Source organism: Streptomyces sp. BB1-1-1 (assembly GCF_031597775.1).
GTDB lineage: Bacteria > Actinomycetota > Actinomycetes > Streptomycetales > Streptomycetaceae > Streptomyces > Streptomyces thinghirensis.
Map to the genome: position 1 here is coordinate 281,376 of NZ_CP134203.1, position 17,911 is coordinate 299,286.

The 17,911-nt window shown below is 68.8% G+C and carries 19 protein-coding genes and 2 pseudogenes; 11 read left to right on the forward strand and 10 right to left on the reverse strand.

Annotated features, from left to right (window positions below; genetic code table 11):
- Nucleotides 1–14: 14 nt before the first annotated feature.
- From RI578_RS01330 to RI578_RS01340, 3 genes are all read right to left on the reverse strand, one after another.
- Nucleotides 15–1,004, reverse strand: a complete 990-nt coding sequence (locus RI578_RS01330; RefSeq protein WP_310869269.1) for an LD-carboxypeptidase — start codon at nucleotides 1,002–1,004, stop codon at nucleotides 15–17.
- Between the two features lie 161 nt (nucleotides 1,005–1,165).
- On the reverse strand, nucleotides 1,166–1,738 hold the full coding sequence (locus RI578_RS01335) for a GNAT family protein (protein ID WP_310875635.1): 573 nt from the start codon (nucleotides 1,736–1,738) through the stop codon (nucleotides 1,166–1,168).
- A 502-nt stretch (nucleotides 1,739–2,240) separates the two neighbouring features.
- On the reverse strand, nucleotides 2,241–2,483 hold the full coding sequence (locus RI578_RS01340) for a DUF6411 family protein (protein WP_210958462.1): 243 nt from the start codon (nucleotides 2,481–2,483) through the stop codon (nucleotides 2,241–2,243).
- A gap of 243 nt (nucleotides 2,484–2,726) precedes the next feature.
- Between RI578_RS01340 and RI578_RS01345 the strand changes: the two are divergent.
- Nucleotides 2,727–2,849, forward strand: a pseudogene (locus RI578_RS01345) (DUF6003 family protein); the annotation flags it as partial.
- 10 nt (nucleotides 2,850–2,859) lie between these two features.
- Here the strand turns inward: RI578_RS01345 and RI578_RS01350 are convergent.
- Both RI578_RS01350 and RI578_RS01355 read right to left on the reverse strand, forming a co-directional pair.
- Nucleotides 2,860–3,369, reverse strand: a complete 510-nt coding sequence (locus RI578_RS01350) for an SRPBCC family protein (protein WP_310869270.1) — start codon at nucleotides 3,367–3,369, stop codon at nucleotides 2,860–2,862.
- 50 nt (nucleotides 3,370–3,419) lie between these two features.
- Nucleotides 3,420–3,788, reverse strand: a complete 369-nt coding sequence (locus tag RI578_RS01355; protein WP_310869271.1) for a hypothetical protein — start codon at nucleotides 3,786–3,788, stop codon at nucleotides 3,420–3,422.
- Nucleotides 3,789–3,812: 24 nt separating this feature from the next.
- Here RI578_RS01355 and RI578_RS01360 point away from each other — a divergent pair, with 24 nt between their 5' ends.
- Both RI578_RS01360 and RI578_RS01365 read left to right on the forward strand, forming a co-directional pair.
- The gene (locus RI578_RS01360; protein ID WP_310869272.1) at nucleotides 3,813–4,169 is read left to right on the forward strand and encodes a DUF1048 domain-containing protein; all 357 of its coding nucleotides are present in this window, start codon (nucleotides 3,813–3,815) and stop codon (nucleotides 4,167–4,169) included.
- Between the two features lies 1 nt (nucleotide 4,170).
- Nucleotides 4,171–4,497, forward strand: coding sequence for a DUF1048 domain-containing protein (locus RI578_RS01365; RefSeq protein ID WP_310869273.1), 327 nt, complete (start codon nucleotides 4,171–4,173; stop codon nucleotides 4,495–4,497).
- 329 nt (nucleotides 4,498–4,826) lie between these two features.
- On the opposite strand, the gene RI578_RS01370 is transcribed toward RI578_RS01365, so the two are convergent.
- The 4 genes and pseudogenes from RI578_RS01370 to RI578_RS01385 all read right to left on the reverse strand — a co-directional run.
- Nucleotides 4,827–5,546: a TrkA family potassium uptake protein gene (locus tag RI578_RS01370; protein WP_310869274.1), complete on the reverse strand. Its 720-nt coding sequence runs from the start codon at nucleotides 5,544–5,546 to the stop codon at nucleotides 4,827–4,829.
- Complete coding sequence (locus RI578_RS01375; RefSeq protein ID WP_310869275.1) at nucleotides 5,539–6,912, reverse strand: potassium transporter TrkG; 1,374 nt, start codon at nucleotides 6,910–6,912, stop codon at nucleotides 5,539–5,541. Before RI578_RS01375 ends, RI578_RS01370 begins: the two co-directional genes overlap by 8 nt.
- A gap of 381 nt (nucleotides 6,913–7,293) precedes the next feature.
- A complete protein-coding gene (locus RI578_RS01380) occupies nucleotides 7,294–7,467 on the reverse strand; it encodes a hypothetical protein (RefSeq protein ID WP_310869276.1) in 174 nt (57 codons plus the stop codon).
- A gap of 191 nt (nucleotides 7,468–7,658) precedes the next feature.
- Nucleotides 7,659–7,856: pseudogene (locus tag RI578_RS01385) on the reverse strand (IS5/IS1182 family transposase); the annotation flags it as partial.
- A 270-nt stretch (nucleotides 7,857–8,126) separates the two neighbouring features.
- Here RI578_RS01385 and RI578_RS01390 point away from each other — a divergent pair.
- From RI578_RS01390 to RI578_RS01400, 3 genes are read left to right on the forward strand one after another with little or no spacing between them, the layout of a single operon-like run.
- Nucleotides 8,127–9,419 carry a hypothetical protein gene (locus RI578_RS01390; protein WP_310869277.1) on the forward strand — a complete coding sequence of 431 codons (1,293 nt, stop codon included), beginning with the start codon at nucleotides 8,127–8,129 and terminating at the stop codon, nucleotides 9,417–9,419.
- 30 nt (nucleotides 9,420–9,449) lie between these two features.
- Nucleotides 9,450–10,595, forward strand: a complete 1,146-nt coding sequence (locus RI578_RS01395) for a YcaO-like family protein (protein WP_310869278.1) — start codon at nucleotides 9,450–9,452, stop codon at nucleotides 10,593–10,595.
- A complete protein-coding gene (locus RI578_RS01400) occupies nucleotides 10,592–11,947 on the forward strand; it encodes a TfuA-like protein (RefSeq protein WP_310869279.1) in 1,356 nt (451 codons plus the stop codon). The genes RI578_RS01395 and RI578_RS01400 overlap by 4 nt, the downstream gene beginning before the upstream one ends.
- Before the next feature lie 84 nt (nucleotides 11,948–12,031).
- On the opposite strand, the gene RI578_RS01405 is transcribed toward RI578_RS01400, so the two are convergent.
- A complete protein-coding gene (locus RI578_RS01405) occupies nucleotides 12,032–12,541 on the reverse strand; it encodes a GbsR/MarR family transcriptional regulator (RefSeq protein WP_234956700.1) in 510 nt (169 codons plus the stop codon).
- Between the two features lie 210 nt (nucleotides 12,542–12,751).
- Between RI578_RS01405 and RI578_RS01410 the strand changes: the two genes are divergently transcribed.
- The 5 genes from RI578_RS01410 (at nucleotide 12,752) to fabD (ending at nucleotide 17,881) form a co-directional block, all read left to right on the forward strand.
- Entirely contained in the window at nucleotides 12,752–13,429 is a 678-nt protein-coding gene (locus RI578_RS01410) for a hypothetical protein (protein ID WP_310869280.1), read from the forward strand.
- Nucleotides 13,430–14,107: 678 nt separating this feature from the next.
- The gene (locus tag RI578_RS01415; RefSeq protein ID WP_310869281.1) at nucleotides 14,108–14,620 is read left to right on the forward strand and encodes a hypothetical protein; all 513 of its coding nucleotides are present in this window, start codon (nucleotides 14,108–14,110) and stop codon (nucleotides 14,618–14,620) included.
- Between the two features lie 122 nt (nucleotides 14,621–14,742).
- The gene (locus RI578_RS01420; protein ID WP_310869282.1) at nucleotides 14,743–15,486 is read left to right on the forward strand and encodes a 4'-phosphopantetheinyl transferase superfamily protein; all 744 of its coding nucleotides are present in this window, start codon (nucleotides 14,743–14,745) and stop codon (nucleotides 15,484–15,486) included.
- Nucleotides 15,487–15,571: 85 nt separating this feature from the next.
- The gene (locus RI578_RS01425; RefSeq protein ID WP_310869283.1) at nucleotides 15,572–16,987 is read left to right on the forward strand and encodes a PfaD family polyunsaturated fatty acid/polyketide biosynthesis protein; all 1,416 of its coding nucleotides are present in this window, start codon (nucleotides 15,572–15,574) and stop codon (nucleotides 16,985–16,987) included.
- A gap of 27 nt (nucleotides 16,988–17,014) precedes the next feature.
- Nucleotides 17,015–17,881: an ACP S-malonyltransferase gene (fabD, locus tag RI578_RS01430; RefSeq protein WP_310869284.1), complete on the forward strand. Its 867-nt coding sequence runs from the start codon at nucleotides 17,015–17,017 to the stop codon at nucleotides 17,879–17,881.
- The last annotated feature ends 30 nt before the right edge of the window (nucleotides 17,882–17,911 follow it).

Genomic DNA, 17,911 nt, shown 5'->3' on the forward strand with positions numbered 1-17,911 from the left:
ATGTCCAACAGGACTCAGCCTTCCACGACCGCTGGCTCGATCAGGGACAGTGTCCGGTCGTCGGCGTCCAGGTGTGCGCGGACGCCGATGGGCAGCGGCAGGTTCGGTGAGGCGTGACCGAAGTCGACCTGCGCGAGAACCGGGATGTCACGTCGGCCCAGGACATCGAGTACCACGTCGCGTAGGTCTGCGCGCTGTCCGCCACCCTCGTGGGGCGTGATCTCGGTCGGGATGCCGACCACCATGCCGGCGATCCGGTCCAGCACACCGGACAGCCGCAAGGTGTGCAGGTCGTTCCAGATTCGCGAGACCGGCCGCCGCAGCTCCTCCCAGAACAGCACGGCGCCCTCGAACCGCTCGGGGGCCGGCGCGAACGGTGTCGCCTGCAGTAGGACCAGGCGGTTCAGCAAGCCCCCGAACAGTGGTCCCTGCGCGCTGCCCGGCCGCCAGGTCTCCCAGGCCTCCTTCGCCGGCAGCGCGCCCGGTGCCTCGGCCTTGGTGAGCACCCGAGTGTAGAGGTCGACGAGCTCGAAGCGACGGGCCTCGTCGCCCAGCGTGTACCAATCGCTGCCGAAACCGTGGGTGGCGATGTCGGCGTGGAAGCCGACGAGGCCGGTCTGGGCGTACAACGCCATGTGCAGCAGCGATATATCGCTGTAGCCGATGATCGGTTTCGGGTCGGCCCGGATCGCGTCCAGGTCGATCAGATCGAGATAGCCGATGGTCGCCTGTCCACCGGTGTGCGCGATGATGGCCCGCACCTCCGGGTCCCGGAGCAGAGCATTGAGTTCGTCGGCCTGCTCCGCAGGAGTGCCCGACGCCCACCAGCGATTCTGCGCCGGGTCGACCAGCGGGCTGACCCGCACGCGAAAACCCATCCGCTCGAGTATCGCCACACCGCGGGCGAGCAGTGGTTCCTCACCCGGCGCGAGCTGGCCCGAGAGCGCGGTAACGACCACGAGATCGCCGGAACGCAGCGCGCGGGGCCGAAGGGTCGCAGGCATACGGCCTCCTCCTTGTTGATCAGTAGTGGCGACCAACAACACCCGTGCCGCCGATATTCCGCCTCACCGGCGTGATGACGCCCTGAAACCCCGGCTGGGCCGGGCCACGGGCCGCCCCGCCCCGCCGCGCCCCAGACGGAAAGACTTACGACGCTGACCACTCAGTGAGCTGGGACCGGCACTGTCGACGGCCGCCACTCTCGCCTGATCAACCCGAACACCCAAGAGTCGGACACCTCGCCGTTCACGACGCAGTCTTCCCGCAGCGTCCCTTCACGCACGAATCCGATCTTCTCCAGAACCCGGGCGGATGCCACGTTGCGCGTGTCGGTCTCGGCCTGAACCCGGTTCAGGTCCAGCGTGTCGAATGCCCACTGCAGCAAGGCGTGCGCGGCTTCCGTCGCGTAGCCGTGGCCCCACATCGCATCGTCGAGGCAGTAACCCAACGACGCGCTGCGGTAGCCCGGGTCCCATTCGGTCAGACCGCACCAGCCGACGAAGGCACCGTCGGACGCACGGTCGATGGCCACTCTCGCCCCGGTGCCTTCGTCCGCCATCTTCCCGCACATGGCGACGAAGCGTTCAGCGCGAGCCCGTTCGTTCCACGGCGCGGAGTCCCAGTAGCGCATCACGTGGGTGCTGCTGTGCAGCGCGAAGAGGCGGTCCGCGTCGGCGTCGGTGAAGGGCCGCAGTCGCAGGCGGGCGGTGTGCAGTGTGGGAGTGGCCAAAGTCATGGGCGCCATCTTGCATGCTCGGGGGCGGGCAGAGCATCGAATATCCGGTCCCGGCCCAAGCGCGGCGACACGGATCTCCGCGAACGGAGCCTCCAGGTCCATGTCCTGCCGACGAGCGCGACAGCGTCTACTGGCCAGGCCCTGCCCGGCCCTAAGCTGCGACGATGAAGCGCGCAACCGACATACCCGAGAACTTCGCGCAGTCTGTGGAACCGGCCCGCGTGAACGACTACGACAGTCCTTCCCCTGCCTGTCCACCTGCCGAGGGCAGATGTGCGGATTCGCCTGGCTCACGTGCGGTCCGCACATCATTTCCGTGGGTGCCGGACATCGGCAGGGCGCGCGGAGTGACGAAAGGATCGTTGCCACGGCGTGCCCACGCCCCGCGCAACGCGCCGTCCGCGCCGAACCGGCGGCGCACAGGTGCGCCGCCGGTTCGTTGGGACCGACGACGCGCTGCTGACGCCGGCGCCGGCCCGGGTTGCTTTCTCGTGCGCCGGACTCAGAACGGCATGCGTCCCCTGGCCCGACGGCCTGCGGAACCGCTGCGCCCCAGAGCGCGCGAGCTGGAGCGGAAGGGCTTGCTGAACAACCGTCCCAGCGGGCCGGGGGCCTTCGAGCCGGCCCGTGAACCGACGCCCATGGTGCGCTGAGCACCGTTCTGCGGATGGCGCGACAGTCGGGGCAGCAGGAAGGCGAGTACCGCCAGTACGACGCAGAGGACGATGATGCCTGCGATGACCATGTGATGTCTCCTGATTTCGGGCCTCGGGGCTGCTGTCCGTGCCTTCCTCGTGCCCCCTGATGGACGGTGCACGCGCGGCGCCTCTCCCGATCGGTCCTCGCGTCCCGGGCACACGGCAGCGGCTCGCGCGGCGTGCCAGAGAGGTGAGACGGGCGGTGACGGGTATAGGGAGGCCGTCAGGACACCGACTTCTCCCGTGAGGAACCGAGGATGACCGACGATGCCTATCTCGTCCTGCTGAACCGTTCCCGTGCGGACGGCCGTGAGGCGCTCCTGACCCGTGCCCTCGCGGCCGGTGTGCCGGCGCACCGCGTCGCGGAACTGACCGGCGAGGAGTTGACCACCGTCAAGGCGATCGCCCACTGAAGGAGGTCAGTCACGGGGTATGGGCCTGCTCCAGCTCACGCTTGAGGTTGCGCAGGGTCGTCTCGATGTTGCGGACCTGGAACTCGGCGAACGTCTTACCCGAGGTGACGAGCCGGTCGAAGGCGTTCGCCGCGAACGCGGGCCACGCGCGCCGGTCGTCGGTCCACGTCTCCGTCACGCGCGTGCCGTCACCCACCGGCTCGAAGCGGTACTCCCAGGTGGCGATCGGGCCGGGCAGGCGCGGGCGGCTCAGCCCGATCGCGTGGACGCGGAAAGCAAAGCGCTGCCCCGGCTCTGCCGCGGTGACCGTACACCGCGTGACCCACTTGAACGCGCCGCGCTTGTTGCGCCCGACGAAGCTCGCACCCAAGGCGGCGCTCCCGTCCGCCGAGCCGGTCGTCGTGCCCAGATTCTCCGGGCTCCAGCGGCCCATGTCTCCGGGACGGCTCACGGCCAGGTAGGCGGCGTCTGGCGGGACGTCGATGACGATGCTGCCGCTCACGGTGAATTTACGAGCCACTGCCTTGCCTCCGGCCGGAACAGAGAAGGTTACTGTCGAGTAAGTGCATGCTACGCGCTGAGGCGACGGCAGGAGGTGTCGGCTTCGGCTCCCTGCGTGAGGGCGATCGCCACGGACGAGTCCTGGTCGGCGCGACCGGTGACGGCCACCGCAGCCATGGTCGCCATGCGCAGGCGGCCGTCGCGCAGGTGGTGGCAGCGGGAGCCGAGGGAGCAGGGCACTTCCTTGTCCCCTGCGGCGTCCTGGGCCAGGTCGTAGAGCTGGATCGGATCCCGCCGGGAGCTGGGGTCCGCCTTGAGCATCTCCACGACACAGGCCAGCTGGTCCACCTTGCCGGCCCCGGACGGTGCACCCACCGCAGCTGCCGCCGATGGCGCGGAAGTCTTCTGGGCGAAATGGCAGTACGTCTCATCACGCATCGACAGGCTCAAGGAGGGCGGGAGATGAACTTCTGGGAGAAGGTCACAGGCAGCGATCCCACCAGGGATTGGAAGGCGTTCGGAGCCCGGGTCGAGGCTCTGCCGGACGACTACCGGGAGGCGTGGGACCAGGTCGTCGCCCACCTCTTCCCTTACGGGGACTTCACCGGCCGCAACCTGACACCGATCCTCTACTCCGCCCTGGGGCTGCTCGAAGTGTCGGCAGCGGACGGGCAGAGCGTCCACGAGGTGCTCGGCGACGACATCCAGGGCTTCTGCACGGCGCTGGCCGGCAGAGCAGGTGCCCGGACTCATCGCGACCGGTGGCGCGAGCAGTTGAACAGGAACGTCGCAAGGAAACCGAGCCGACTGGAGGGCTGACGTGAGCATCCAAGACATCATCGAAGGCAAGAAACAGTGGCGGACGCACGTTGCCCGGGTCAAGGCACTCCCGCCCGACTACCGGATCGTCTACAAGGAGATGCAGAAGTACCTGTTCAAGGTCGGACCGATCGACCTGCCCGACGGACCCCTGCTCCCCGGGATCGTCGACTTCTTCGAGGAAGGTGCCGCCTCGGGCAAGGGAGTTCTGGAACTCGTCGGCACCGACGTTGCCGCTTTCTGCGACGGCCTGATCAAGGACTCGCGCACCTATGCGGACCTCTATCAGGAGTCCATCAGCGGAAAACCCGGCACGGCCGAGAAGTAACAGGGCCCGCCTCACCGGGGCCGGCCCGGGCTTTCTCCATCACCCAGCTTTCGAAGGGGAGACCCTCATGGCTCCATCTGTCATGCCCACCGGTTCTGGGACCTCAAGAGCGGTGACGACGTGGTGGACACGGAGCTGAGTGAGCGGACGCGGCTGCGCAGGGCGACGGGGATAGGGCCGAGCCGGCCTACGTTGCGGACGAACTGAAGCCGTCTCACTTCGCCTGGGGTCTGCTTGCGGCCCCGTAAGAGGACTGCGAGTGTGGTAGGAGCCAGCTTGGTGCGTGCAGGCGTGAGCAGGGCAGGTGGGGCGAGTCCCGTGCGTGTCTGTCAGCTCAGGTCCGCGAATGACTCCACTGCGCGGGTCTTGCCGGTGACCACGATGACATCGCCCTTTTCGACGATGGTGTCGGCCGTGGCGTAGGTGAAGTCCTCCCCCGGGCGCTTGATACCGACGACCGTGACGCCGTACCTGCTGCGGACCTGGCTACGCCCGAGGGGCAGCCCGGTGGCGACGTCCGGGGCAACCGTCTTGACCAGGGCGTAGTCGTCGTCGAACTCGATGAAGTCGAGCATGCGGCCGGTGACGAGATGGGCGACGCGCTCGCCCATCTCGTGTTCCGGCAGGATGACGTGGTGGATGCCGAGGCGTTCGAGGATCTGGCCGTGTTGACGGCTGATGGCCTTGGCCCAGATGTTGGGGACTTCGGCGTCCAGCAGGTTTGAGCTGACCAGGATGCTGGCTTCGATGTCGGTGCCGATGCCGACGACGGTGCTGGTGAAGTCGTGGACGCCGAGCTGGTGCAGCACCTCCGGGTCGGTGCAGTCGGCGACCGCCGAGTGGGTCAGCCCGTCGCTGTACTTCTGGACGAGGCGGGCGTCGGTGTCGATGCCGAGGACGTCCCAGCCGCGACGCATCAGCTCGTTGGCGAGGGAGCTGCCGAACCGGCCGAGGCCGATGACCGCGACGCGCTGGTCACCGGTGGGCCGGGGCTGCCGGCTGGTCGGGCGTTTACGGCCGCGGCGCAGGGAACGCGGGTACTTAGCCAATGACGGGTCGCTCCTCGGGCAGTTCGTAGCGGCGGGTGCGTTCGCGCAGGGCGAGTGCCGAGACCAGTGTGATCGGGCCGAGTCGGCCGATGAACATCAGCAGGACCAGGATGAGCTGTCCGACGTCGGGGAAGTCGGCGGTGATGCCGGTGGACAGGCCCACTGTGGCGAAGGCGGAAACGGCCTCGAAAAGCACCTTCTCGAACGGCAGCGACGTCATGCTCAGCAGCGCGAGTGTGGCCGCCATGACCAGTCCCACGCCCATAAGGGCGACCGTCAGTGCCTGACGCAGCACGTGCGGGCCCAGACGGCGTCCGAGCACGGAGGAGTTCGGCTCGCCGCGCACTTCGGCGATGATCGCGACGAGCAGCACGGCGAAGGTGGTGACCTTGATGCCGCCAGCGGTACTGGCGCTGCCCCCGCCGATGAACATCAGGACGCAGGTCGTCAGCAGGGTGGCCGGCTGCAGCGCGCCGACGTCTACGGCGTTGAAGCCGGCGGTGCGTGACATCGCGGAGTGGAAGAACCCGTTCAGGATCTTCTCCGCCACCGTGTGGGGACCGAGGGTCGCGGCGTTGGTCCACTCCAGCAGGCAGGTCAGCACGGTTCCGGCGGCCAGCAGGGACACGGTGGTGACCAGCGTGAGCTTGGTGTGCAGGGACCAGCTGCGCCGACCGGTCGTGCGGCGCCGGTGGCGGTGTCGGAGCAGCTCCAGCAGTACGGGGAAGCCGAGGCCGCCCAGGATCACGGCGGCGGAGATCGGGAGGGTGACCCACGGGTCGTCGGCGTAGCGGGTGAGGCTGTCGGCGTGCAGTCCGAAGCCCGCGTTGTTGAAGGCGGAGACCGCGTGGAAGTAGCCGAGGTAGACGGCGTCGCCGATGGAGTGGCCGTAGCCGTAGCGGAAGCGCAGGGACAGTACGGCGCCGACGGCGGCCTCCACGGCGAACGTGGTCCCGGCCACGCCGAGGAGTACCCGGCGTACGTCTCCGATGCCCAGGCTCTTGGTCTCCGCCTGGGCGGTCAACTGCAGTCGCAGGCGCAGCTTGCCGGAAACCAGCAGGGCGAGGAGGGAGGCCAGCGTCATGATGCCGAAGCCGCCGACCTGGATCAGTGCGAGGATCACACCCTCGCCGAAGCCGCTCCAGTATGTGCCCGTGTCCACCACCGCCAGACCCGTCACGCAGACGGCGGACGTCGACGTGAACAGCGCTGTGACCAGTTCGGTGGCCGTTCGGTCCTCGGCGGCGACCGGCAGCGCGAGAAGTACCGTGCCGATCAGGACCACGGCGGCGAAGGCCACCACGACCGTGCGGGCCGGATGCGCGGCGAACAGCGAATGTCGCGCCTGCGCGAGACGTCCTGCCACCGGCTGCCTTTCCACATGCGACGCGGCTTGCGTCAGAGGTTGATATGAATGCCGTACGGGTTACGTCAAACCCGGAACCGCCGTCACCCTATCCGGTAACGATCCCGCCGGTCCCATGAGCACCTCGGCCTCCGGCGTGTGGCGTCCTGACCTCCGAAGCAGAAGGGTGGCAAGTGGCTGGCAACCGGTGAGCGCCGTGACGCCAGGTGCCTTTTCCTGCCGCAATTCCCTGCGATGCCGAGGCCGGCTATGACGAAGTCGGCAATCAGCTGGAGCGGCTGATGAAAGCGTCGGCCAACGGGCATCGTCTCTGACAGTCCGGCCGACCGTGGTGTCCCACCCCCATGGCACCGATGTCAGTTCGAGCGCCGCCCTCAAGCCTCATGGCCGGTAGACCAACTCGAATAGCACCGCGCCGATCAGCGCCCATGCGCCGATCCCGAGCAGCCACAGCGTCTCCGTAAGGGCACCGGCCGCGATCAAGGAAGCAGCAACAAGCAGCAGAGCACAGAGAAGCCGCTTCATTCCGCGGCCGCTGCGGGGCAGGACGATCACTGCGCCACCACCGGGTAGTGAAACGAGGCGCAGACGCCAGGGCATCGAGCGCCGTTGACATTGGAACGGGGGACCGTCATGGATCAACCGTAGAGGCGATCGTGCCTGGAGAACGAGGACTGTGCCAACGGCTGCTGAGTTCATGACGCAGCCTTAGCGACGGGCGCTGTCCACTGCTCGTGGAGCCCAGGAAAGCAGCCGTCGCCGAGGGCGGTCAGGCCCTCGCGGTGCGCGGCCAGGCCGGAGTTCCGCCAGGCTTTCGCGTCCGCCGTGTTGCCGGGCACCGGACGGGCGGTCGCCACCACCAGGCGAATCTCAGCGTCCACGATGACCTGTACGTTCACCGAGAATCGGTAGTCACGCGGCGACGCTCCGACCTTGAGCTTTCGGCAACAACGACTCGCGGAACTTGCCGTCCTCTGGCAACTTCATGGTTGGTGTCGCGCACACGGCGCCAGTGTTGATTGCAGTTCAGGTCGCCTACTTGCCGGCACACCGGGTGCCCAGCGGACTCTCGCCGTGGTGATGGCGCAGACCGACCGGGCGCCGGTCACAGGTTCTACCAGCCCGCATCCAGGGGGCGTCAAGAAGCCGTCAACAGCGATCCTCCAACTTCTTACTCTGTTCACTACTCTCTGAACATTCGATACGATCGATGCATGCAGATCCAACTGGGCGTGTTCGTGTCCGAGCCGTGGCTCGTCACCGTCCTCGCGCTGGTCGCCGTGGCCGGCGACGCGCTGCTGCCGTTCCTGCCCAGTGGCAGCCTGGTGATCGCCGCCGCGCTGCTCTCCCTGGACCACGGCGGCGCGCCGGTCGCGCTGGCGGTTGCCGTCGCGGCCGCCTCGTTCCTCGGTGATCTTTTCGTGGTCGCGCTCGCCCGTGGTGGCTCCGCTCGAACGCACGCGCTGTTCGCCCGGCACGCGGGGCTGGCTTCGTTCGCCGGCCGGATGCGCTGCCATCTCGCACGGCGACTGCCGTCCGTTACGGTGGCGGGGCGTTTCGTGCCCGCCGGCCGGACCGTCCTCGGTCTGACGCTGGGCGCCCGGCCGGGGCAGCGTGCGCGCTATCTCGGCTGGTCGGCCTTCGGCGGACTGGTGTGGGCCTGCTATCTGGTGGGGCTCGGCGTGGTGAACGGCATGTGGTTCGAGACACGCTGGATCGGCTTCGCGATGTCGACGGCCGTGGCGGTCACTCTGAGCACCTGTCTGGCCCGCTCACTGCGCCAACGTGCCGGTGCCGAGAGGTCGCCGGCCATGTCGTCCCAGGTCGGACACCTGCGAGACTCCCCGGGAGAAGTCCGTGCCGATGAGCCGGGCGAGACACGGCCTGCCGCCTGCGTCGTCGCGCAGGATCACGCGCGAGGAAGCGCCCTTGGTCCACACCGCGGCCACGAGGCGGTCCGTCCGCACCGACGTGCGACGGAGGATCCCGTGGGAAGCGATCCGCCCCTCCCCAGCGCACACCCGGGCCGCAACCAGGACCACGAGCAGCAGCGCGAGGTCTGCAGCAGGACGCCCGTGTTCTTGAGCGTCACGGCGTGGGCGAAGGTCTACCGTCGCGTCCTCACCCCTGCGGTCGAGCTCGTAGCGGGAGAGGGCACGGGCGAGCCGGGCTCAGCGAGGCCATCCGAGGGGCGTCGAGGCGGATGTGGAAGCGCGAGCGCCGTGGACGGCACGGTGCAGACCGGTGACGTACGGCCCCATTGCCGGGTCGGAGCGCGTGCTGATCGCCGCGTGCGGGCGTCTGCGAGACGGCTTCCCTCCTCGGTGAGCCGGTCGCGCGTCCGGAGGAACGTCATCGGCGGGGGCGAACGTCGGCGGGGGCGCCTGATGTGGCCCTGGCCTTGCTCTCGCACGCGTCCGACCCTGGCCGTGCGAAGACTTTCCCCACAGTTGCGCCTGGACTTCCGCCTCTCTGGCACGAGCTTTCCGTGGCATCGCCGATGCTGACGTGCAGGCATGCAAGAGGGAGGAGGGCGCATGAAGAAGGTTCATTTCGCCGGCACCCATCGCGTCCGGCGTCCGGAGGACACCTGGGCTCTCGTCGACGGCTTGCGGAGCCGGTTCGGCATTACGCGGGTCGCGGACGTCACCGGGCTGGACACCTTGGGGGTGCCGGTCGTGATGGCGGTGCGGCCGGCGGCGAAGACCCTCACCGTCTCGCAGGGCAAGGGCACTTCCCTCCTGCTCGCCCGTGTCTCGGCCGTCATGGAGTCCGTGCAGCGGTGGCACGCCGAATACGCATGTCCCGCTCCGGAGGTCCGGGAAACGCCCGCGGTCGGACTCGATCTCCCCTACGACGTGACGGACTTGCAGCAGCACCAGGGGAGTCTGCTGACCGATCGCACCCCGCTGGACTGGATCGTCGGCACCGACGCTCTGAGCGGTGCCCGGACGCTGGTGCCCCGTTCTTACGTCACGGTCGACCACCAGGTGTCCGACGCTTGGCAGCCGCCACTGCTGCACGGTTCCACCAACGGCCTGGCCAGCGGCAACAGTTACGATGAGGCGGTCACCCACGCCCTGTACGAGGTGATCGAGCGGGACTGCACCGCGGGGTCCGGCTCGGTGCCCATCACGCAGCGCCGGCAGGTGGATCCGGCGACCGTGGACGACCCGGTGTGCGCGGAGGTCCTGTCCCGGATCGCCGAGGCCGGCGCCTGGGCCGGGATCGTGGACGTCCCCAACCGCTGGGGGCTGTCGTGCTTCGTCACGTGCATCTGGTCGGAGGACTTCCCCGCGCCGGCGGTCGGCTCCGGTGTCCACGGCTCTCCGGCCGTAGCGCTGAGTCGGGCCGTCACGGAATCGGCGCAGAGCCGTCTGACGGCGATCGCGGGAAGCCGGGACGACCTGGCCGCCGCCACCCTCTTCTCCGACGCCCTCGCTCAACCCGGCCCGCCCCCGGTCACCGAGGGAGAGGTCGTCTCCTGGAAGGAGGTGTCCGCGACCTCGCACGAGTTCACCGAGGACACTGACGAGGCCCGCTGGCTCGCCCAGCAGGTGTACCAGCACACCGGCCGTCCGCCCGTCGTCGTCGACCTGGGCACCGAGAGCGGCTTCAGCGTGGTGAAGGTCGTGGCGGCGGGCCTGGAGTTCGACGGCCGCAACCCGCAGGACATCCCATGACCACCTACGTGTTCACCGGCTCCACACTGTCCGCCCAGGAAGTCCTCGCCGCACTCCCGGCGGCGGTGATCCACGGCCCCGTACGGCACGGAGGACTCCTCGCTCTCGGCGCGGGCGCGGACGACACCGTGGTCGTCATCGACGGCGTGTTCCACCACATCGCACCGGTACGGCACAAGGAGATCACCGATGTGCTGGTCCGGGGCGCGCGGGTGATCGGCGCCTCCAGCATGGGCGCCCTGCGCGCTGCCGAACTGTGGCCGTACGGCATGGAGGGCGTCGGGCTCGTCTTCGGGATGTACGCCCAGGGCATCCTGGAAGCCGACGACGAGGTGGCGGTCGGTCATCTACCGTCCGGCGACCGCCGGCAGCTGACCGTCCCACTGGTCAACGTACGGTGGGCGATCTCCCACGCGGTCGCCCAAGCAGTCCTTGACGAGGCGCACGGCGCGGACATCCTGGAAGCGGCACGGTCGCTGCACTACACGGAACGGTCGTGGGGCGCCATCGTACAAACGGCCGGGCACCGCTCCCCCGCGACGGGAGAAGCCGCCCTGGCACTGCGGCGGTTCGCGGAGCGCCATCCGGCCTTCTCCGACCTCAAGCGCCGGGATGCCCTGCTGGCGCTGGCGCACTGCGACACGCCCCGTCCTGTCTCCACTCCTTCGGCGGCGTGGACCACGCCGGCCTGGTTGGTGCCGAGCACGATGTATCTGGAGCGTTGGCGCGGCGCCTTCCGGCCCGCGCTGCCCGGCGGCGGACAAGGTGCGGTCTCCGAGCTGGACGTGCTGCGTTTCCAGCAGCTGTACGCCCCCGGTTTCCCGGGTCGCTACCGGCGCTTCGCCCTGACCCGCATCGCCGGACCGCTCCTGGCCTCCGAGGACCGAGGTCTCGTCCACGCCGCGCTGGCGGCGGCGGCCGAGCGCGGCATCACCGCGCAGCAGGTGCCGCGGGCCGCCTGGACGTACTGGCTGACGCCCGGTGAGCTGCGGGACGGCGGCGCCGAGCGCCGGCTGCTGAAGCTGCTGGTCCGGTCCTTCCGCACTGCCCCGGGCGCGGCCCCCTTCCATGACGTGCCCCTGGAACTGCGGGACACGGACGCGGCCTGGAGGTCGAGCGCCGAGGCCGTGTCCGCCGCGGACCGCCTCAATGAGCAGCTGGCGCGGACCGGTGACCGCCACGCACCCCGCCACCTGCCGCACTCCGTCACACGGCGCCACCTGGCGGACGTCTGGCACGTCGAGGAGCGGGCCGAGCTGGAGGCCACCGCACGCGATCGCGGCTTCCTGTCCCTCGACGAAGCCGAGGAGACCGCGCGAAGGTTCGTCATGCTGCACCGCGACCGCTACTGACGCCGGACGGCGACACCCGGTCGTCCCGCTCATGCCGATGCCCCGTCGTGGACGGGGCATCAGTGCTTTCGGCCGCAAGGCGTGTCAGGCTCCTCGGCCGGCGCTGCGGGCCCCCTCTTCCTCCTCCCAGCGCTTCCAGAGCAGCGGCATCTCCTTGGCCAGCCAGGCGTAGAAGTCGTGCATGGTCTGCAGCCGCTCCTTGCGCTGGGCCGGAGCTCCCTCAAGGATGCGCAGTCCCTGCTCCGTGATGTCGACGAACGACTGGTAGTGCTCGGCCTGGCTCTTGGCCAAGGCCGGCCACACGCCTTCCTTGATGCGGTAGTAGTCCCGGCGCTCACCGGGACGCGAGATCTTCTCGACCATGCCGCTCGGCACCAGGAAGCGCGTCGCGGCACTGACCGACCCCTTGCTCGCCTGAAGCACCTCGACCAGATCACCGGCCGTCTGCTCCACCGGGTCACAGATCAGAAGCCAAGCGAGCACCCTCCCGGCCATGCGGAACAGCCCCTGCCGCTCAAGGCTGATGGCGGCCTCCTCAACGAAGGCAAGCTCTTCCTCGGTGGCAGTGGACCTGCCCTGTGCACTGCGTTCCATTCGTTCAGGATACACCGAACATAGAGAACCTGCCGATCCGCATGCATGCACCCGCACCCCTCACCCCCGCCCCGCCCCGTGAGGACGCCTTGCGAAGTTCGTGCATTTAGTTGCTGTTTATCTGCCATTCCGATGATATGCGGCTTGCATTCAGGTTCGTAAGGTCATGGCGAGTGCAGCAGACCGTCATCCCCGACGCAAAGGAACCCCATGTCTCGACTGCCTGCTCTTTTCGCTGCCCTGCCGGCGCGCGGCCTGGCCCAGCGGCTGAGCGTCTATCTCGCCGGCTGCGTCGTCTTCGCCGCTGGAGCCACCCTTTTCATCCACTCCGACCTCGGTACCGACCCGCTGGACGTCCTCGCGCTGGGGCTCAAGGAGCACATACCGATCACCATCGGCATCGCCCAGGGGGCGATCGCCGCGGTGTGCATCGCGGTGTGGGCCGCGTGGAATCGGCGGCGTCCGGTGATGGCACCGTTCATCACCTTTTTTCTGTGCGGCAGCCTCATCGACCTCATGCTGCTCGCCGACCTGTCGTGGATGGGCAGCGTCCCGTCGCTCGTGACGGCCGTGCTCCTGTGCGCCTACGGCTCGGCCCTGATCATCATGAGCGGCATCGGAATACGCGCCATGGACCTCATCGTCATCACCATGACCCACCGCTGGAAGTGGCCGTTCTGGGTGGCCAAGGCCGGCATCGAAGCGGTCCTGCTCGGCTTCGGCTTCCTGCTTGGCGGTCCCGTGGGTATCGGGACGCTGTGCTTCCTCGTCTTCGTCGACGGCCTGATCCAGCCGTTCATGGCGCTCAACCGGAGGGTGCTGCGGCTGACCAACCACGGGCTGGCGGAGCAGCCGCTACGGCCGGAGGCAGTCCAGGCATCCGCTTGACGGACGGGGACCCGGTGCGCGCCGTGCGTCGAGCCAACCCGAAGCGGTCACTTCACCGGGACGAGGGGGGAGCCGGTCGGCCAGCGCCCGCGATCGCAGCTGCGGGCGCCAGGCGCCGAGTGCTCCTTCTGCGCCGACGATCCGAGTCTTGGTGACGCCCGTGCCGGATCGTCTGCCATGAAGGACACGAAAACGAGACCCGCTCAGCCCGCGCACGCAGAGTGCGGGCTGAGCGGGTCGTTCACGTCTCGCCATCTCACGCTGGAAGACGGCTCGGATGGGGCACGCCGGCCGACCGCCTTGTCCGCGCCGAGCCATGAAGAGCAGTGGCGTGCCCACAACGTCACCGGGCCGGTTGACGGCAGCGGGACGCCAGAGTCCCGACCGCCCGATGGCGTACAGATTCGACCTGCGCGACAGCGCGCGAGTTACAGCACCGCTCCCCCGTCCGAACAACAAATATCGGAGATCCCTCGGCCAGAACTCCGCTACAGCGGCATGTCGGGAGTGTAAAACGGAATGTAAAGACCGGGATAGCAGAAGTTCAGGGCAGCTCAAAGTGGCAGCTCAACGACCCATCGACCTCGGCAAAAGAACACTTCAGAGGCCTTGCGGAATCAACATCAAGACATTCCTCGAAGCCTTGACCAGTAATTCAACGCCTCAATACTTGAGGGCATGACCGAAAAGATCGAGGGCGCCATCTCCGAGCGCTCCACCCTCACCGAGGCCGAGAAATCCTTCGTCCACAAGATCGCCGAGCACTACCACATCACCGACGGGATGGAGTGGGAGCGCGGCTACGTCATCGGCTGGCTGATCATCAACTACCCGGCGAAGCAGAGTGCCAACGAGATCGCCAAGGCGCTGGACATCCCCCGCGAGCCGGTGGACTGGATCGCCGATCTGCTCACTCCGCCGGGCGTCTACTTCCGTGAGGAGATCCCCGGTGCCGACGACTACTACATCACCCTGAACGACGGCGCCTGGCCGAACGCCGTGGAGCACTCCTTCCGCCGCATCCCCGAGTTCCACGCGGCCGTCCAGCACGGCCTGGAGGTGCTCAAGGACCAGCCGGAGGAGCGTCTGGAGCGCCTCAAGCGCATGGAGAACCTCTACGGCGTCATCTCCCGCAAGCTCGAAGGCGTCTTCGACGTCTTCGAGGAGCACCGCAACTCGGCGGCCGTCTGACCCCGTCCGTCCATCCGCCTCGGCGTCCCCGGGTGCTGCCCGGGGACGCCCCGTCCACCGCCGGCCACCACCTTCAGGGCGACGGTCGCATTCGCGCCGAGTCCGGAGAGCACCGAGGGACCATGACCAGGGAAGCCCACGTCACGTTGAGCAGGACAGACGTGCACCTGTGGATCGCGTCCTCCGCGGGGCGGGACGGCGAACCCCACAGCCTGCGTGCGCACGAGTCCGTCCTGTCCCCCGAGGAACGGAACCGGGCCGACCAGTTCTACTTCGCGGAGGACCGCGCCCAGTTCGTGATGGCGCGATCGCTGCTCAGACGCTGTCTGTCCGAGTACGCCGACGTCGAACCGGCCGAGTGGGAGTTCGAGTTCAACGAGTACGGCAAGCCTGCCGTGCACCACCGGCTGGGCCTCGATCTCGACTTCAACCTGTCGCACTCGCGCGGCATGTGCCTGCTCGGCATCACCCGGGAGCGCCCCATCGGAGTGGACGTCGAGAAGCGCGACGCGCGGATCTCGCTGCCCGACCTGATCCACCAAGTCATGTCCGAACCCGAGATCGAGGAACTGCGCCGCCTGCCCGCCCGCGCCTGGAAGAGCCGCTTCCTCGACGTGTGGGTGTTCAAGGAGGCCTACGCCAAGGCCCGCGGCCAGGGCATCTCGCTGCCGCTGCAGGACATCTCCTTCCTCTTTCCCGACGGTCGCACCCCGGAGCTGGTGCTCAAGCCCTCGCTGGCCGACCGGCCCGACCACTGGCTCTACGACTTCGTCCGGGTGCCGGCCGACTTCCACGCGGCCGTGTGCATCGGCCGCCGCCGCGGCGAGGAGCTGCGGTTCGTGATGCGCGAGCCCGAACTGCTCTAGGCCCGCGCACCTCACCTTCACCACGGCCTCTCACCGTCGACGCGGGCGGGAGCGCCGCCACCCACCCACGTCCTGGAGGACTCCCGTGCACTCGCCCGACGGTACGTCAGGGACACGGGCCGCCGCCCCACGGTCCAGTCTGCGGCCGGAGGATCTCGGCAGCGCCGACTTCCGCGCCGACCACGGTGTCGCGTACGCGTACGCCTCGGGGTCGATGTACAAGGCCATCGCCTCCGTGGAGCTGGTCGTCCGGATGGGCCGGGCGGGCCTACTGGGTTACCTCGGCGCCGGCGGCCTCACCGAGGACGAACTGGACGCCTCCCTGCGGCGTATCCGCGCCGAACTCGGCGATGGCCCCTTCGGCGTCAATCTGCTCGCCGCTCGCCCGGACCGCGAGGAGCGCACGGTCGACACCTTTCTCAGGCACGGCGTCCGGCGCATAGAAGCCGCGTCGTTCGTCCAGATCAGCCCCGCCCTCGTCCGCTACCGCCTGACGGGTGCGCACCGCCGGTCCGACGGGGCCGTCCAGACACCGAACCGCGTCATGGCGAAGGTCTCGCGCCAGGAGGTCGCGGAGGCGTTCCTGGCCGCGCCGCCCGCAACGATCGTCCGCGATCTGGTCGCGGCAGGACGCATCACCCCTCAGGAGGCACGGCTCGCCGCGTCGGTCGCCATGTGCGACGACCTGTGCGCGGAGGCCGACTCGGGCGGGCACACCGACCAGCGGCCTCTGACGGCGCTGCTGCCGGCCGTCCTCACGCTCCGCGACCGGGTGTCCCTCAGCCACCCGGCGGCCGGGCGGGTCCGGATCGGGGCGGCGGGCGGAATCGGCACGCCCGAGGCCGCCGCCGCCGCCTTCGTCATGGGCGCCGATTTCGTCCTGACCGGCAGCATCAACCAGTGCACCGTGGAGGCGGGCACCTCCGACACCGCGAAGGACCTGCTCCAACGCGCCCAGGTACAGGACACCGCGCTGGTCCCGGCCGGCGACATGTTCGAGGTGGGCACCAAGGCACAGGTGCTCCGTCGCGGCCTGTTCTTCCCAGCCCGCGCCAACAAGCTGTACGAGCTGTGGCTACGGCACGAATCGCTGGACGACCTCGATCCGGACACCGCCGACCACGTGCAGCGCCGCATCCTCGGCCGCACCTTCGAGGAAGTGTGGCAGGAGGTCAAGGGCCGCTATGCGAGCACCCGCCCGGCGGTGATCGAGCGCGCCGAGGAGGACCCCAAACGCCGTATGGCGCTGATCTTCACCTGGTACTTCGCCAAGGCGACCCGGGTGGCACTGGAGGGTGACGCCGACAGCCGGGTCGACTTCCAGATCCCGTGCGGTCCGGCGCTCGGCGCGCTCAACGAGCGGTTGCGCGGAACCTCCCGGGAGGACTGGCGCGCCCGGCACCCGGACGACCTCGCCCGACTGATCATGACCGGCGCCGCCGAACTGCTCTCCCGCGCCGCCCACCTCGTTCCCCCGTCCCGGCCGTTCGCCGCGGCATAGCCACACCAGACCTTGGGAGACCCGGACATGACGCTCATCCACGTGTTCCCCGGCCAGGGCTCGCACCGCCCCGGCATCGGCCAGGACCTGTTCCCTAAGTTCCCGCACCTTGTCCGGCAGGCCGATTCGGTGCTCGGCCGCTCCATCACGGACCTGTGCCTGAACGCCTCCGTCCAGGAGCTGACCGACACCCGCAACACCCAGACCGCGATGTATGTCGTGAACGCCCTGTCGTATCTGGACGCCGTCCGTGAGACCGGCCGGGTGCCGGACGCTGTCGCCGGGCACAGCCTCGGCGAGTACGTGGCGCTGTTCGCCGCCGGCACCTTCGACTTCCTCACCGGACTGGAGATAGTGATACGGCGTGGCGAGCTGATGGCCCAGGCACCCGCGGGCGGCATGGCCGCGGTCATGGGCGTGGACACGGACCGGATCCGCGAGATCCTCACCGCTCGTGCCCCGGCGCTCGACGTCGCCAATCTCAACGCCCCCGGCCAGACCGTCGTCTCCGGTCCCCGGGACGACATCGCGAAGCTGCGGGACGTCTTCGGCGAAGAGGCGCAGGCGGTCGTTCCGCTGAAGGTGGGCGGTGCCTTTCACTCCCGTCACATGGCCGACGCCGCTGCCGAGTTCGGCACGTTCCTGGCGCAGTACCGCCTGGCGACGCCGCGCATCGAGGTGATCTCGAACGTGACGGCCCGGCCGTACGGCACGGACGACCCGGCCGATCTGCTGACCCGGCAGATCGCGTCGCCGGTGCGCTGGACCGAGTGTGTCGAGCATCTGCTGGACCGGCCCGAACCGGAGTTCCGGGAGGTCGGCCCCGGCCAAGTGCTGACCGGGCTCATCGCCCAGATCAAGACCCAGCGGCAGGCGCTCTCCGCCGCCGCCTGAACCCCACGAGCGAGTGAGTCGAGAGGCGAT

What these genes read in the sequence shown, in the direction of transcription:
- RI578_RS01360 (WP_310869272.1), top strand. Translation starts at nt 3,813, where the DNA reads ATGAACTTCTGGGAGAAGGTCACAGGCAGCGATCCCACCAGGGATTGG.
- RI578_RS01410 (WP_310869280.1), top strand. Translation starts at nt 12,752, where the DNA reads ATGTCTCGACTGCCTGCTCTTTTCGCTGCCCTGCCGGCGCGCGGCCTG.
- RI578_RS01355 (WP_310869271.1), bottom strand. Translation starts at nt 3,788, where the DNA reads ATGCGTGATGAGACGTACTGCCATTTCGCCCAGAAGACTTCCGCGCCA.
- RI578_RS01330 (WP_310869269.1), bottom strand. Translation starts at nt 1,004, where the DNA reads ATGCCTGCGACCCTTCGGCCCCGCGCGCTGCGTTCCGGCGATCTCGTG.
- RI578_RS01415 (WP_310869281.1), top strand. Translation starts at nt 14,108, where the DNA reads ATGACCGAAAAGATCGAGGGCGCCATCTCCGAGCGCTCCACCCTCACC.
- fabD (WP_310869284.1), top strand. Translation starts at nt 17,015, where the DNA reads ATGACGCTCATCCACGTGTTCCCCGGCCAGGGCTCGCACCGCCCCGGC.
- RI578_RS01420 (WP_310869282.1), top strand. Translation starts at nt 14,743, where the DNA reads ATGACCAGGGAAGCCCACGTCACGTTGAGCAGGACAGACGTGCACCTG.
- RI578_RS01335 (WP_310875635.1), bottom strand. Translation starts at nt 1,738, where the DNA reads ATGACTTTGGCCACTCCCACACTGCACACCGCCCGCCTGCGACTGCGG.
- RI578_RS01405 (WP_234956700.1), bottom strand. Translation starts at nt 12,541, where the DNA reads ATGGAACGCAGTGCACAGGGCAGGTCCACTGCCACCGAGGAAGAGCTT.
- RI578_RS01395 (WP_310869278.1), top strand. Translation starts at nt 9,450, where the DNA reads ATGAAGAAGGTTCATTTCGCCGGCACCCATCGCGTCCGGCGTCCGGAG.
- RI578_RS01340 (WP_210958462.1), bottom strand. Translation starts at nt 2,483, where the DNA reads ATGGTCATCGCAGGCATCATCGTCCTCTGCGTCGTACTGGCGGTACTC.
- RI578_RS01390 (WP_310869277.1), top strand. Translation starts at nt 8,127, where the DNA reads ATGCAGATCCAACTGGGCGTGTTCGTGTCCGAGCCGTGGCTCGTCACC.
- RI578_RS01400 (WP_310869279.1), top strand. Translation starts at nt 10,592, where the DNA reads ATGACCACCTACGTGTTCACCGGCTCCACACTGTCCGCCCAGGAAGTC.